This is a genomic window from Lacisediminimonas profundi, from assembly GCF_008831265.1.
In the GTDB taxonomy this organism is placed as follows: Bacteria; Pseudomonadota; Gammaproteobacteria; order Burkholderiales; family Burkholderiaceae_D; genus Lacisediminimonas; species Lacisediminimonas profundi.
This window is the reverse complement of record NZ_VTTH01000001.1, coordinates 839,749-852,801: the sequence shown is the minus strand read 5'-3', so window position 1 is coordinate 852,801 and position 13,053 is coordinate 839,749. Positions and strand designations below refer to the sequence as shown.

The window sequence follows — 13,053 nt, the reverse complement described above, 5'->3', positions numbered from 1 at the left end:
GAGGCAGCCATGATCCCGGGAGAAATGCTGATTGAACCAGGCGAGATCGAGCTCAACAGTGGCCGCGAGACGGCCACGCTGAGCGTCGCCAACAGCGGCGACCGGCCGATACAGGTCGGCTCGCATTTCCATTTTTTCGAGGTCAACCCGGCGCTGCAATTCGATCGCCAGCGAGGGTATGGCATGCGGCTCAATATCGCCGCCGGCACGGCGGTGCGATTCGAGCCCGGCCAGAGCCGCACCGTGGAACTGGTTGCGCTGGCGGGCGAGCGCATCGTCTTCGGTTTCAACGGCAAGGTAATGGGGAAGCTGAAATGACGAAAATTTCCAGGCAGGCGTATGCCGAAATGTATGGCCCCACCGTCGGCGACCGCATCCGGCTGGCCGACACCGAACTCTTCATCGAGATCGAAAAGGACTTCGCCACCTACGGCGAGGAAGTGAAGTTCGGCGGCGGCAAGGTGATCCGCGACGGCATGGGCCAGTCGCAGCGTCCGCATGCGCAAGTGATGGACACGGTCATCACCAATGCCGTGATCCTGGACCACTGGGGCATCGTCAAGGCCGACATCGGCCTCAAGAGCGGCCGCATTGCCGGCATCGGCAAGGCCGGCAATCCCGACATCCAGTCGAATGTGACGATCGCGATAGGCGCCGCCACCGAAATCATCGCCGGCGAGGGCATGATCGTGACCGCCGGCGGCATCGACTCGCACATCCATTTCATCTGTCCGCAGCAGATCGAGGAAGCGCTGATGTCGGGCGTGACCACCATGCTCGGCGGCGGCACCGGCCCCGCGGTCGGCACCGCTGCCACCACCTGCACGCCGGGACCATGGCATATCCGCAGCATGCTGGCCGCCGCCGACGCCTTCCCGATGAACCTGGGCTTCTTCGGCAAGGGCAACGCCAGCCTGCCGCTGCCGCTGGAGGAACAGGTGCGCGCCGGCGCCATCGGACTGAAGCTGCATGAGGATTGGGGCACGACCCCGGCTGCCATCGACAACTGCTTGGCGGTCGCGGACCGGATGGACGTGCAAGTCGCGATCCACACCGACACGCTGAATGAAGCGGGCTTCCTGGAACATACGCTGGCCGCATTCAAGGACCGCACCATCCACACCTTCCACACCGAAGGCGCCGGTGGCGGCCATGCGCCAGACATCATTGCGGCGGTCGGCCAGGGCAATGTGCTGCCGTCGTCCACCAACCCGACCCGCCCCTATACGGTCAACACGCTGGATGAGCATCTCGACATGCTGATGGTGTGCCATCACCTCGACCCCGCGATTGCCGAGGATGTCGCGTTCGCCGAATCCCGCATCCGGCGCGAAACCATCGCCGCCGAAGACATCCTGCACGACATCGGGGCAATCTCGATGATGTCGTCGGACTCGCAGGCAATGGGCCGGGTCGGCGAAGTGGTGATGCGCACCTGGCAGACCGCGCACAAGATGAAAACCCAGCGCGGCTGGCTGGGACCCGGTGCCAGCGGCACCGGAAGCGTGGCCGCCGACGGCAACTCGCGCAACGACAATTTCCGCGCCAAGCGCTATATCGCCAAGTACACCATCAATCCGGCGATCACCCACGGTATTTCGCATGTGGTCGGTTCAGTGGAGGACGGCAAGATAGCCGACCTCGTGCTGTGGAAGCCGGCGTTCTTCGGCGTCAAGCCGTCCATGATCATCAAGGGCGGCATGATCGCGGCCGCGCAAATGGGCGACCCGAACGCATCGATACCGACGCCGCAACCGGTGCATTACCGCATGATGTTCGGCGCCTTCGGCGGCGCCCTGAAGACCTCGCTGACCTTTGTTTCGCAGGCGGCATTCCAGGACGGCGTCGGGGTCCAGCTCGGCCTCAACAAGACCGTGGTGCCGATCAGGGACACGCGCGCGCTTCGCAAGCACCACATGATCCACAATGGACTCACGCCGGTGATGGAAGTCGATCCCGAAACCTATGAAGTGCGCGCCGATGGCGAGTTGCTGGTGTGCGAGCCGGCGGTGGTCCTGCCGATGGCGCAGCGTTATTTCCTATTCTGATTGAATCCATGCTGACACTACATACCAGGGTCGACCAGGCCGAAACAGTCGATGACGAATTGGTGCTGCCCTACGATGCCCGCGAAAAAAGCCGCTTGCGCGCGCGCCTCGCCAGCGGTGAGGAAGCTGCCGTCTTCACCATACGCGGCACCGTGCTGCGCGACGGCGACCTGTTGCTGGGAGACGATGGCCGGGTGGTGCGCGTGCGCGCCGCAGCCGAGCAGGTCTACCGCGTCAGCTGCGACTCGCCACGCGCCCTGCTGCGCTGTGCATTCCACCTCGGCAACCGCCATACGCAAGCACAAGTGGTGGACCTGGCGGGCGGGCAGTTCCTGCGCATTCGCTGCGACAGCGTGCTCAAGGACATGCTGGAGGGCCTGGGCGCACGGGTCGAGGAAGAACAGGCTGCGTTCGAGCCGGAGTCCGGCGCCTACGGCGGCGGCCACCACCACCATGGCGAACACAATCCGCTGGCGCCGATACCGGTACGCCAGAAAATACACCGCCCATCCGATCCGACCTGACATGCAAGCCGCCGCGCTGCTGCACCTGCTGCAATTTTCCAGCCCGTCGCTGCCGGTTGGCGCGTACAGCTATTCGCAGGGACTGGAAGCCGCACTGGAAATCGGCCTGGTGTCGGACGAAGCCACGGCAAGATCGTGGATCGTGGATGTGCTGCAACAGGTGGTGGCGCGCTTTGAAGCTCCAGTGCTGTGGCGGCTGATGATGGCGTTCGCCGCACGTGACGCCGACGCCGTCGCGCAGTGGAGCGACATCTTCATCGCCGCGCGCGACACCGCTGAACTGCGCGCCGAAACCATACAGATGGGCTATTCGCTGAAGAAGCTGGTGGAGTCGCTCGACATTGGCGATGCGCCGCTACTGGCCTTGCTGCAGCAGCAGGACGAAGTGCCCTTCCCCACTGCGCTGGCATTCGCCACGGTCGCACTCGGCGTGCCGCATGAGGAAGCGCTGCTCGGCATGCTGTTTTCGTGGGCCGAGAACCAGGTGCTGGTGTGCGTCAAATCGGTCCCGCTCGGACAGGTCGCCGGGCAGCGCTTGCTGCTGTCGTTGCGGCCCGAACTGGAAACGGCGGCGGCCACTGCGCGCGTCCTTGCCGACGACGAACTCAGCAACTGGTGCCCATCCCTGTCCCTGCTGTCGATGCGGCATGAAACGCAGTACAGCAGGCTTTATCGCTCCTGAAACAATGGCGGCTCGTGGCTTGGTCCCGAGGCTTGATCACAACGCACACTACAATCCCAGAGACATGACAAATTCCAGACAAAACAATCCGCTTCGCGTCGGCATCGGCGGCCCGGTCGGTTCGGGCAAGACTGCCCTGTGCGAAATGCTGTGCAAGCGCATGCGCGACCGTTACGACATGGCCGTGATCACCAATGACATCTACACCAAGGAGGACATGGAGATCCTGCTGCGCGCGGACGCCTTGCCGGCAGAACGGCTGATGGGGGTTGAAACCGGCGGCTGTCCGCATACCGCGATTCGGGAAGATGCATCGATCAACCTGGAGGCGATAGCCCGGATGAGCGCGGATTTTCCCGACCTGGACCTGATCCTGGTCGAATCCGGCGGCGACAACCTGGCGGCGACCTTCAGCCCCGAACTGTCGGACCTGACGCTCTATGTGATCGATGTTGCCGGCGGCGAAAAAATACCGCGCAAGGGCGGGCCCGGCATCACCCGTTCCGACCTGCTGATCATCAACAAGACCGACCTGGCGCCCCATGTCGGCGCCGATCTGGACGTGATGGCACGCGATGCAAAAAAACAGCGCGGGGAGCGGCCCTTTGTGTTCACCAACCTGCGCACCGGTGACGGGGTGGAGGACGTGATTGCCTTCATCCGCGAGCAGGGTCTGCTGGACGCCAACAAATAGCAGCACTCAAAGCAGAAAGCAAAGCAGCACTCAAAACAGCACGCAAGCCCGGACCAATCCTGCACGTCCCGCCTACCCCGCCGTGGCGGCTTTCGGCCTGCCCCGTCATGCACGAGGTGGCCCCAGCCTGCCCGAAGCCTGTATAATTCGCACGATCGTGCGGCAAGCTGCCCGATTTGCATCGCCCCCAGCGGGCCTGCGCATTGAACACACGCTAACTTGCACTAACTCACGCTCGCAGCTGGCCCGCTGCGGCGCCGACATGAAGGTTGTTATGGCATCAAATCCTCGCCCCTCCCGCGCCAGCACCGGCGGCCCGCGAGCCCCCAGGGCGCGCGCAAGCGCGCCTGAAGGTGACGAAACCGCGCGCGCCGCGGGCGACGGGGATACGCGCAAATTCCTGCTCGGGAAGGTCTATGAGTTGATTTCCGAGCATGGAATCGAAAGCCTGAGCATGCGCACCGTCGCCCAGGCAGTGCAAATGAGTACCGGCACCATCAATCACCATTTCGGCAACAAGCGCGGCCTGCTGATCGCCGCGCTGGAAAACGCTTATGAATTGCCTTGGGACTGGGAAGAGTATCGCGGCTCGCCGGCGAACCAGTTGCGCCGCCTGGTGCTGGGTTATGTGCTGCGCGGCCAACGCGACCGTTTCTGGCGCTTCTGGATCAACTACCTGGCGATGAGCACCCGCGACGACGACATGCTTTCGCACCAGAAGGTGCGCTATGCGCGGCAGGAGCGGTTCTGGGCCAAGCTGATCCGTGATGCCATCGACGCCGGCGAGTTCAAGGCCGACATCGACCCGCACAAGACCGCAGAGGGGCTGTTGATCCTGGCGCATGGATTCCTGATGCGTCAACTGATCGAGCCCGACACGGAGACCCGTGCCCATGCCCGCAAGATGCTGACCGAGGCGGTCGACCGGCTGGCCGTGACCAGCGACTGATCCGGGTTCGCACGGCCTGCGCTACAGCATGGAACGCGCGATCACTTCCTTCATGATTTCATTCGATCCGCCATAGATGCGGCCAACGCGCACGTTGGTGTACATGCGCGCGATCGGATAGTCCATGATGTAGCCGTTGCCGCCGTGAAGTTGCAGGCACTGGTCGATGATGTCGAAACATTTCTGCGTCGACCACCATTTCGCCATGGCGGCAGTGGCAGTATCGAGGTCGCCCTGCAGCACACGGTCAATGCAATGATCGACGAACACCCGAGCGATGGTCGCCTCGGTCTTGCATTCGGCCAGCTTGAAGCGGGTATTCTGCAGCTCCGACAGGCGCTGGCCAAAAACCTTGCGGTCCTGCACGTAGGCGGTAGTCATCTCCAGCGCGCGTTCCATCTGCGCCACCGCATTATTGGCAATATACAGACGCTCCACCGGCAACTGCTCCATCAGCTGGCCGAAGCCCAGGCCCTCTTTGGGGCCGAGCAGGTTGTCAACCGGCACACGCACATCGTCAAAGAAAAGTTCCGCCGTGTCGGTGCCCTTGTTCCCGATTTTTTCGAGAACGCGTCCGCGCCTGAAGCCGGGCAGATCCCTGGTCTCCACCACGACGATGGAGATATCGCGCGCGCTGTTGCCATCCCCCATCTTGCACACGACGCAGACCAGGTCGGCGTGGTAACCATTGGTGATGAAGGTCTTCGATCCGCGAATCACATAATGGTCGCCATCGCGGCGGGCCCTGGTGCGCACGCTCTTCAGGTCGGAACCGGCATCCGGCTCCGACATCGCGATCGCACCGACCATCTCGCCGCTTGCCATCTTCGGCAGCCATTTCTTCTTCTGCTCTTCATTGCCGTAGGCAAGCAGGTAATGCGCGACGATGCCGCTGTGCACGGTATTGGCAAAACTGCCGATCAGGCAACGCGCCTGTTCGCCGAATATCACCAGGTCATGGGCCGCCGTTCCACCGCCACCGCCGTACTCCTCGGGGATGCTGGCGCACAGCAGGCCGACCGCCCCCGCCTTGTTCCATGCATCCCGGTCCATCAGCATCGCCTTCGACCAGCGCTCCTCCAGCGGCACGAATTCGGCCTCGAAGAAACGGTGGGCGGAATCCCGCAACATCTCCAGTTCCGGCGTCATCCACGCAGCACGGTATCCATTCATCTCACCCCCTGGCCTGGTTCGATTGTGCGTACAGCTCGCGCAACCTGGTCTTCAGTATCTTTCCGGTGCTGTTTCTCGGCAAGCCGGGCAGGAAGAATACGTGCTTCGGCTTCTTGTAACTGGCAATCCGGTCGCGGCAGTGGTCAACGATGGCTTGCTCATCCACAGTCGATCCCGGCCGCAATTCGATATACGCAGCCACCGCCTCGCCATACATCGGATCGGGTACGCCGACCACGGCAACATCGACCACGTCCGGATGCTCCTGCAGCGCGGCTTCAACTTCCTTCGAATAGATGTTGTACCCGCCGGACAGCACCATATCCTTCTTGCGGTCCACCAGGTACAGGTAGCCTTCTTCATCGAAGCGCCCCATGTCGCCGGTTGCGACCCAGCCGCCATGAATCGCTTCCGCGGTTTCCTTCGGGCGATTGTAATAGCCGCGCATCGTGGAATACAGTCCGGGCAGACCGGTGCGAACCCATACCTCGCCCACCTCGCCGGTCGGCACCTGCTGGTTGTCGACGGACATCAGCTTGACGTCGACGCCGGGCCACGGTCGGCCGACCGAAGCCGGGTGCGTCAGTTGGTCAGCGGCGTCAAGTCCTGCAATCGCGCCGGCTTCGGTCATCGCATAAAACGAGTACAGCCGCACCTGCGGCAGTGCCGCCAGCAAGCGTCGCTTTAACTCGACCGGAAATGCTTCCCCGGTGGCCAGCATGACGCGCAGGCTCCGGAATTTTTCGGGATGGGCCTCGATTTCCGGCAGCAGGATGCGGCCCACGGTAGGCACCATGCCGAACACCGTAATCCTTTCCTGCTCCACCAGGCGCATCGCCTCGGCGACATCGAAGCGCGTCATGATCACCAGCGTACAACCGTGCAAGACCATGTTCATCACGCGGGCAAATCCGGTGCGGTGTGCCAGCGGTGTGGTCGAGATCTGCCGGTCGCTGGCGTTGAGTCCCCAGTGATAGCCGTTCAGGTAGCCGTTGGTGTAGGCATAGTTGGACTGGGTCAGGATCACCCCCTTGGCGCGGCCGGTGGTCCCGGACGTGTAGCCGATCATGCAGTCGTCGAAATCGAACGGCACCTCCGGCAGCCGATCTTCATTTGCCGCGATCAGCCCATCCATGTCCTGCGCCCCGGTGCCGTCGGCGGCGATGCTGCGGATGCCCCCGATGCCAGCACTGGCCCGTTCGAACGCATCGGACGTTGAGGCGCATATGAAGGCGGCGCTGGGCGTGCTGTCGCTCAGGATGTGCGTGATCTCCGGCACTGACAGCGGCAAGTTCACGGGCACCGCCAGCGCGCCCGCCTTCACCACGGCCAGGAATGCCTGCACGAACTCGACACCGTTGGGGAGATAGATGCAGACTCGATCGCCGACGCCCACGCCGGCTGCGCGCAGCCCTTGCGCCAGCCGGTTGGTGCTGCTGTCGAGCTCGGCAAAGGTAATCCGGCGCTGGCCGCACACCACCGCCTCCTTGCTGCCCATGGCTACCGCATGCGAGGCGAGAAAACTGGCGAATTTCATGCCTGTGTCAGCGGCCGGTGAAATTGGGCGGGCGCTTGTCACGGAAAGCCGCGAGCCCTTCTTCCTTGTCGGTCGAGAACGCCAGGCTGAAGAACGAGTCGGCTTCGATATTCATGCCTTCGGACAGGCTGACATTGGTGCCGCGCTCGATTGCCTGCTTGCAGAACATCACGGACAAAGGTGCGTTGGCGGCGATCTTGCGTGCCAGTTCGCGGCCAGCGTCGATTGCCTTTCCCTTCTCCGCGACATGATTGACGATGCGCATGGCCAGCGCCTCCTGGGCCGAAAGGCGCCGTCCGGTCCACATCATTTCCTTGGCCAGGGGCTTGCCGATCAGACGCGGCAGGGTCTGGGTACCGGCAGCGCCTGGCATCAGTCCGAGCTTGGACTCCGGCAGCCCGAACTGTGCGCCCTCGCCGGCGACGATCAGGTCGCACAGCATGGCCAGCTCGAAGCCGCCCCCAAGTGCATAGCCTTCGACGATCGCCAGCACCGGCTTGGTCACATCCGGCAGCGCGCGGAACATCTGGTTGACCTTGCGGCTGCGCTTGCGACGGCGCCACAACTCGAAGATTTCTTCCGGATCCTGTTTGAATTCGCTGGTATCGACGCCGGTGCAAAAGGCCTTGTCCAGCCCGCGGATCAGGATCGCGCGACAGCTGCGGTCAGCTTCGGCTTCTTCGATGACCTGCAGGATTTCCGATGCGGTTTGCTCCCGGATGGCGTTCAGCTTGTCCGGGCGGTTGATCGTGATTTCTACCCATTGCTCGTTACGTTCGACGAGGATGTCCTGCATGTCTCTGGTCTCCTGTTTTTTATGTTTGGAGGATTGGTGCTTGCGTCACATCGCTGGGAAAGTGTACGTCTTGTCGCACGAACGTGCAATCAATTTGGTATCTGTGTGCGATTGGGGATCAGGTTGGGATATGCAGCGCTGGCGGGCGCAGGGAGCGAGGGCTTCTTCGCTCTTTATGGATGATGATTGGGTGCGTCCGGCGGTTGTATTGCGGTTTTGCGGCTTTCTGGCTTGCGGCTCGTTTGGCTGGGTTTGCTGGTTGTCGTTGTGAAGCCGGGAGACACCCCGGCGGGTGTGTTCCTTTCTTTTGGAAAAAGAAAGGAACCAAAGAAAATACGTCAAAACCCACTTGGCCAACGCCCGCTTCGATAGGCAACCAGACTCGGACGCCTGGGCCGAACCAGTGCGACGTTCGCGAGGAGTGTCCGGCCACACGTTCGCCTCTGACCGGGATCAGCCAACCCGCTTCAATGCCGCCGACCGCACACCACCGCTCGTTGACTCCCAATGTTTTTCGAAGCCGCTAATTGGCGCTTGAAGTCCGATTGTCAGCGGGAGTGGGAATCCCAGGGGATTTTCTGCCGTTCTCTGTCGTCCCTGAACCATTCCACCCCAATCGCCAATTTGAAGCTTCGAAAAACATTAAGAGTCAACGGTGCGCTGGGCATCGGTATAAGACACTTCATCGGGTTGGCTGATTAGGTAAGCGGCACACAGCCGAGGGATCATCGCTCGCGAACGTCGCACTGGATTAGCCCAGACATCCGCGTCTGGTTGGCTACCGAGGCGGGCGTTGGCCAAGTGGGTTTTGACGTTTTTTCTTTGGTTCCTTTCTTTTTCCAAAAGAAAGGAACACACCCGCCGGGGTGTCTCCCGGCTTCACACCGACAACCGCCAAACCCAGCCACACGAACCGCAAGCCAACAAGCCCAAATCCACAGAACCACTCACCGACGGATGTGAATAACGATCAACCGTGAATAGGCCGGAAGTGTCCGTGGCATAGTCAGCCCAACTCCCGCCATGAACACACCCCTGCGCCCTGGCCGCATGGCCTACTCCCCCACATAATCGACCCCAAGCGCATCCAGCCCGGCCTTGAGCCGTGCAAACGCCTCCGGCACCTGCTGCGGATTACCCTTCACCCCCAACTCGATGTGCCGACGCTTGCCAGCATCGCCCACGCTGGGCAGGCTGAACACCTTGACCGGGCTGAACTCGGCTTCGACCGCTTCCATCAACGGCGTCAACGTCGATTCCATCGAGCCGTACACCATCACCGACTGCTCAACCCACGCATTGCGATGGAACAGGTGCGGATACAGCGTGTCCAGCACCCACTCCACCATGGGACCAGCCATCACCGGGAAACCCGGCACGAAATGATGGGCGCCGGTGCCGCCGGCATTGAGCACCGAGAAACCCGGGATCTTGTTGTATGGGTTCGGGATGATCTGAGCACCCTTGGGAAACTCGCCCATCTTCAGGCGATGCAGGTTATCCGGCGTGTCGTACTGGGGCTGCACCCCGGCGTCGCGCGCGGTATCGGCGATGCGCTCCTCGATCTTCAGCTTCGCTTCCGGATGCAATACCAGCGGTACGCCCAGCGCGGCGGCAGCACATTGACGGGTGTGGTCGTCCGGCGTGGCGCCTATTCCGCCGAAGCTGAACACGATGTCCTCGCCGGCCAGGCTGCGCTGGAGGGTGGCGGTAATGCGCGCCGGGTCGTCGCCAATGTACTGCGCCCATCCCAACTGCAGGCCACGCGCATGGAGTTGCTCGACCGTGCGTGAAAAATGCTTGTCGGCCCGCTTCCCGGAAAGGATTTCGTCGCCGATGATGATGAGTCCGATTGCCATGCTATTTTCCGATCCGTTCTGTGGTTGAGTATGGTGGTGGCGGGTTCAGGTCCTTGAGCACCGGATCGCCGGATTGCGGCCCGGTTGCTGCGCCTGGCTCCGTTGCCACGCCGCGGGATATCGCCAGCGCCGCCAGGCCGTAGTGGGTAAACCAAAGGCCGGAAAACACGAAGACGACCACGTAGAGCCAGATCGAGAATCCGGCAAGCAAGGGGAAGAACATGAGTCCCAACGCGCCGCCCAGCCACAGCAGCGACGGTGCCGCGCCCATGGTGCCGGTGACTATGCCAATCAGCAACAAGGGCCAGCGATGCTGGCGCAGAAGCTGGCGGCGCTCTTCCTGGCTTGCATGCTCGGATAGCGCGTCGTAGGCCATCACCCGCCAGGTCAGCCAGCCCCACAACAAGGGCTGGATCAGGAAGGTGAAAGGCGGTATCGCATTGAGCGGCAGCGTGACCAGCCAGAGGACGGCGAAGACGATGAACGATCCCGCGGACACCCAGATGCTCCCCCAGAGCGAGCCGCCCTGGCGGCGTTGCAGGGTTCGGTAATTGCGCACGGACAGGTGGGCCACGATCGCCGGCATCGCCAGCATGCCGACAAACAGCAGGGCCGTCAGTATCATCAGCGGTAGCAGCATCCACATGGCCAGCAGCGGCACCAGGATCGGTTTGAGGCTGCTCAGGCCCACCCAGGCAAGTGCGTCGCCGCTCGCCTGGAACAGGCTGCTGTCGGTAAACCAGGCATGGATCGCATCGATCAACGGCTGCAGCCCCAGCCATAGCAGCAGGGCCCAGATGGCGACGGAAAGCAGGAACGGGAACACTGTCAGCAGCAGCATGCGCCAGTGCAGTTGCGAATACAGCGCGCGGGAGAAGGAGATCAGGAAAAGTCGCATTAGTGGGCTCTGCTTTGTTTTGACCGGGCTCTTCACTGGAAGGCAGTTCGCCGTACCGTCCATTCTAGCCGGTCTGGCACAGCATGAGCGGAGGCCCCCGGCCCGCTGCTACAATTCACCGCTTGGTCGTACCCAAGCACATTGAATAAATAACTCCAAAGGAAAATCATGTCGACAGTCACCACCGCTTCCGGATTGCAATACGAGGAAATTACAGAAGGCAGCGGCGAGGAAGCACGCGCCGGAGCCCACGTCACCGTGCATTACACCGGCTGGCTGCGCAATGCGGACGGCAGCGCAGGAAAGAAATTCGATTCCAGCAAGGACCGCGGCGATCCGTTCGAATTTCCACTGGGCGCCGGCCATGTGATCAAGGGCTGGGATGAGGGTGTGCAGGGCATGAAGGTTGGCGGCCAGCGGCGCCTGGTCATTCCGGCCTCGCTCGGATATGGCGCGCGCGGTGCGGGTGGCGTGATCCCGCCGAACGCGACGCTGATTTTCGATGTGGAACTGCTCGCGGTCTGATCTGCTCACCCTTGAATCCGGAACTGGACATGGACCTGCAACAACGCTTTGAACAAGCGGTCGGCGAATCAAAGAACCTGCCTGAACGGCCGGACCCGATGACGCTGCTGAAGATCTACAGCCTTTACAAGCAAGCCTCGGCCGGCGATGCGCAAGGCGACCGGCCCGGATTCACCGACATGGTGGGACGGGCGAAGTGGGATGCGTGGGATGCCCTCAAGGGCACAAGCCGCGACGATGCAATGCAGCGCTACATCGACCTGATCGAAGAACTGAAAGGCTGAAAACGGCTGCGCCGGTGGCGATGTCCACCGGGGCAGCGGGTCGATGGCAAGCCGGATTCAGTCCCGGCCTGCCCCGCCATCAAGAGGGCTAGCTGCGCGACTGGCCCAGCGCATCCGGGTTCAGCAGGTTGGGCGGACGCTCGCCCGCCAGCGCGGCAATCAGGTTGTCCGCCGCGCAGTTCGCCATCGCCAGCCGGGTATTGCGTGACGAACTGGCGATGTGCGGCGTCAGCACCACGTTTTTCAGTTCGAGAAATCCGGGGTTGAACGCTGGCTCGTTCTCGAACACGTCGATGCCGGCGCCGGCGATGCGCCGCTCCTTCAATGCCGCGATCAGCGCCGCATCATCCACCACACCGCCGCGCGCGATATTGACCAGCGTCGCGTCCGGTTTCATCAGCGCAATCTCGGCAGCGCCTATCATGTGGTGCAACTGCGGCGAATACGGGACTACCAGCATCACGTGGTCAGCGGTGCGTAGCAGTTCGTCCCGGCTCACATGCCGGGCATTGTTCGCGCGCGCCTCGAGCGCAGGATCGAGCCGTGAGCGATTGTGATAAATCACCTGCATGTCGAAGCCCATCGAGCGACGGGCAATCGCCTGTCCGATACGGCCCATGCCGATGATGCCGAGCGTCGATCCGTGCACGTCGACCCCCATGAAGCCGTCGTAGCGCCAGCGGTCCCATTTCCCTTCGCGCAGCCACTGCTCGGACTCGGTCACGCGCCGCGCGGTCGCCATCATCAGCGCGAATCCGAAGTCGGCGGTGGTTTCATTGAGCACCTCGGGCGTGTTGGTGACCAGCACGCCGGCGGCTGTCGCGGCAGCGACGTCGATATTGTTGTAGCCCACCGCCATGTTGCATATCGCTTTCAGTCGCCCACCGGCCTGCACCACGGCCGGCGTGATCCGCTCCGACAGTGTACTGAATATGCCGTCCTTGTCGGCCAGCTTCACGGCCAGTTCCGCTTCCGTGAATATCCGGTCTTCCTGATTGGTCTCCAGCTCGAAATGCCGGCCCAGGCGCTCAATCACTTCGGGGAAAATCTCGCGCGCTACCAGTATCTTTTTTTTCATCGTCTC

Annotated in this window: 14 protein-coding genes; 8 read left to right on the top strand and 6 right to left on the bottom strand. The window is 62.4% G+C overall.

The window, feature by feature from the left end; translation table 11 throughout:
* Positions 1-9 precede the first annotated feature (9 nt).
* From FVE66_RS03860 to FVE66_RS03835, 6 genes are all read left to right on the top strand, one after another.
* Complete coding sequence (locus FVE66_RS03860) at positions 10-318, top strand: urease subunit beta (protein WP_151446045.1); 309 nt, start codon at positions 10-12, stop codon at positions 316-318.
* Entirely contained in the window at positions 315-2,048 is a 1,734-nt protein-coding gene (gene ureC / locus FVE66_RS03855) for an urease subunit alpha (RefSeq protein ID WP_151446044.1), read from the top strand. The genes FVE66_RS03860 and ureC overlap by 4 nt, the downstream gene beginning before the upstream one ends.
* Before the next feature lie 8 nt (positions 2,049-2,056).
* Positions 2,057-2,572: an urease accessory protein UreE gene (gene ureE / locus FVE66_RS03850; protein ID WP_151446043.1), complete on the top strand. Its 516-nt coding sequence runs from the start codon at positions 2,057-2,059 to the stop codon at positions 2,570-2,572.
* A 1-nt stretch (position 2,573) separates the two neighbouring features.
* Positions 2,574-3,254: an urease accessory protein UreF gene (locus FVE66_RS03845; protein WP_151446042.1), complete on the top strand. Its 681-nt coding sequence runs from the start codon at positions 2,574-2,576 to the stop codon at positions 3,252-3,254.
* Positions 3,255-3,318: 64 nt separating this feature from the next.
* Positions 3,319-3,948 (top strand): urease accessory protein UreG, encoded by a 630-nt coding sequence (ureG, locus tag FVE66_RS03840; protein ID WP_151446041.1) that lies wholly within the window; start codon positions 3,319-3,321, stop codon positions 3,946-3,948.
* Positions 3,949-4,222: 274 nt separating this feature from the next.
* Positions 4,223-4,897 (top strand): TetR/AcrR family transcriptional regulator, encoded by a 675-nt coding sequence (locus FVE66_RS03835; protein WP_161993180.1) that lies wholly within the window; start codon positions 4,223-4,225, stop codon positions 4,895-4,897.
* Positions 4,898-4,918: 21 nt separating this feature from the next.
* Here FVE66_RS03835 and FVE66_RS03830 read toward each other — a convergent pair whose 3' ends face one another.
* The 5 genes from FVE66_RS03830 to FVE66_RS03810 all read right to left on the bottom strand — a co-directional run bounded on the left by FVE66_RS03830 (position 4,919) and on the right by FVE66_RS03810 (position 11,160).
* Positions 4,919-6,070 carry an acyl-CoA dehydrogenase family protein gene (locus FVE66_RS03830; protein WP_151446039.1) on the bottom strand — a complete coding sequence of 384 codons (1,152 nt, stop codon included), beginning with the start codon at positions 6,068-6,070 and terminating at the stop codon, positions 4,919-4,921.
* 1 nt (position 6,071) lies between these two features.
* Positions 6,072-7,607 (bottom strand): class I adenylate-forming enzyme family protein, encoded by a 1,536-nt coding sequence (locus FVE66_RS03825; RefSeq protein ID WP_151446038.1) that lies wholly within the window; start codon positions 7,605-7,607, stop codon positions 6,072-6,074.
* Positions 7,608-7,614: 7 nt separating this feature from the next.
* Positions 7,615-8,403: an enoyl-CoA hydratase/isomerase family protein gene (locus FVE66_RS03820; RefSeq protein WP_151446037.1), complete on the bottom strand. Its 789-nt coding sequence runs from the start codon at positions 8,401-8,403 to the stop codon at positions 7,615-7,617.
* A gap of 1,055 nt (positions 8,404-9,458) precedes the next feature.
* Positions 9,459-10,262 (bottom strand): competence/damage-inducible protein A, encoded by an 804-nt coding sequence (locus tag FVE66_RS03815; RefSeq protein ID WP_151446036.1) that lies wholly within the window; start codon positions 10,260-10,262, stop codon positions 9,459-9,461.
* Position 10,263: 1 nt separating this feature from the next.
* Entirely contained in the window at positions 10,264-11,160 is an 897-nt protein-coding gene (locus tag FVE66_RS03810) for an EI24 domain-containing protein (RefSeq protein ID WP_151446035.1), read from the bottom strand.
* Positions 11,161-11,328: 168 nt separating this feature from the next.
* Between FVE66_RS03810 and FVE66_RS03805 the strand changes: the two genes are divergently transcribed.
* Together FVE66_RS03805 and FVE66_RS03800 are read left to right on the top strand one after the other, a co-directional pair.
* Positions 11,329-11,685 carry an FKBP-type peptidyl-prolyl cis-trans isomerase gene (locus FVE66_RS03805; protein ID WP_151446034.1) on the top strand — a complete coding sequence of 119 codons (357 nt, stop codon included), beginning with the start codon at positions 11,329-11,331 and terminating at the stop codon, positions 11,683-11,685.
* Positions 11,686-11,714: 29 nt separating this feature from the next.
* The gene (locus tag FVE66_RS03800) at positions 11,715-11,969 is read left to right on the top strand and encodes an acyl-CoA-binding protein (protein ID WP_151446033.1); all 255 of its coding nucleotides are present in this window, start codon (positions 11,715-11,717) and stop codon (positions 11,967-11,969) included.
* 88 nt (positions 11,970-12,057) lie between these two features.
* On the opposite strand, the gene FVE66_RS03795 is transcribed toward FVE66_RS03800, so the two are convergent.
* Complete coding sequence (locus FVE66_RS03795) at positions 12,058-13,047, bottom strand: 2-hydroxyacid dehydrogenase (RefSeq protein ID WP_151446032.1); 990 nt, start codon at positions 13,045-13,047, stop codon at positions 12,058-12,060.
* Positions 13,048-13,053 lie beyond the last annotated feature (6 nt).

What these genes read in the sequence shown, in the direction of transcription:
- FVE66_RS03860 (WP_151446045.1), top strand. Translation starts at nt 10, where the DNA reads ATGATCCCGGGAGAAATGCTGATTGAACCAGGCGAGATCGAGCTCAAC.
- ureC (WP_151446044.1), top strand. Translation starts at nt 315, where the DNA reads ATGACGAAAATTTCCAGGCAGGCGTATGCCGAAATGTATGGCCCCACC.
- ureE (WP_151446043.1), top strand. Translation starts at nt 2,057, where the DNA reads ATGCTGACACTACATACCAGGGTCGACCAGGCCGAAACAGTCGATGAC.
- FVE66_RS03845 (WP_151446042.1), top strand. Translation starts at nt 2,574, where the DNA reads ATGCAAGCCGCCGCGCTGCTGCACCTGCTGCAATTTTCCAGCCCGTCG.
- ureG (WP_151446041.1), top strand. Translation starts at nt 3,319, where the DNA reads ATGACAAATTCCAGACAAAACAATCCGCTTCGCGTCGGCATCGGCGGC.
- FVE66_RS03835 (WP_161993180.1), top strand. Translation starts at nt 4,223, where the DNA reads ATGGCATCAAATCCTCGCCCCTCCCGCGCCAGCACCGGCGGCCCGCGA.
- FVE66_RS03830 (WP_151446039.1), bottom strand. Translation starts at nt 6,070, where the DNA reads ATGAATGGATACCGTGCTGCGTGGATGACGCCGGAACTGGAGATGTTG.
- FVE66_RS03825 (WP_151446038.1), bottom strand. Translation starts at nt 7,607, where the DNA reads ATGAAATTCGCCAGTTTTCTCGCCTCGCATGCGGTAGCCATGGGCAGC.
- FVE66_RS03820 (WP_151446037.1), bottom strand. Translation starts at nt 8,403, where the DNA reads ATGCAGGACATCCTCGTCGAACGTAACGAGCAATGGGTAGAAATCACG.
- FVE66_RS03815 (WP_151446036.1), bottom strand. Translation starts at nt 10,262, where the DNA reads ATGGCAATCGGACTCATCATCATCGGCGACGAAATCCTTTCCGGGAAG.
- FVE66_RS03810 (WP_151446035.1), bottom strand. Translation starts at nt 11,160, where the DNA reads ATGCGACTTTTCCTGATCTCCTTCTCCCGCGCGCTGTATTCGCAACTG.
- FVE66_RS03805 (WP_151446034.1), top strand. Translation starts at nt 11,329, where the DNA reads ATGTCGACAGTCACCACCGCTTCCGGATTGCAATACGAGGAAATTACA.
- FVE66_RS03800 (WP_151446033.1), top strand. Translation starts at nt 11,715, where the DNA reads ATGGACCTGCAACAACGCTTTGAACAAGCGGTCGGCGAATCAAAGAAC.
- FVE66_RS03795 (WP_151446032.1), bottom strand. Translation starts at nt 13,047, where the DNA reads ATGAAAAAAAAGATACTGGTAGCGCGCGAGATTTTCCCCGAAGTGATT.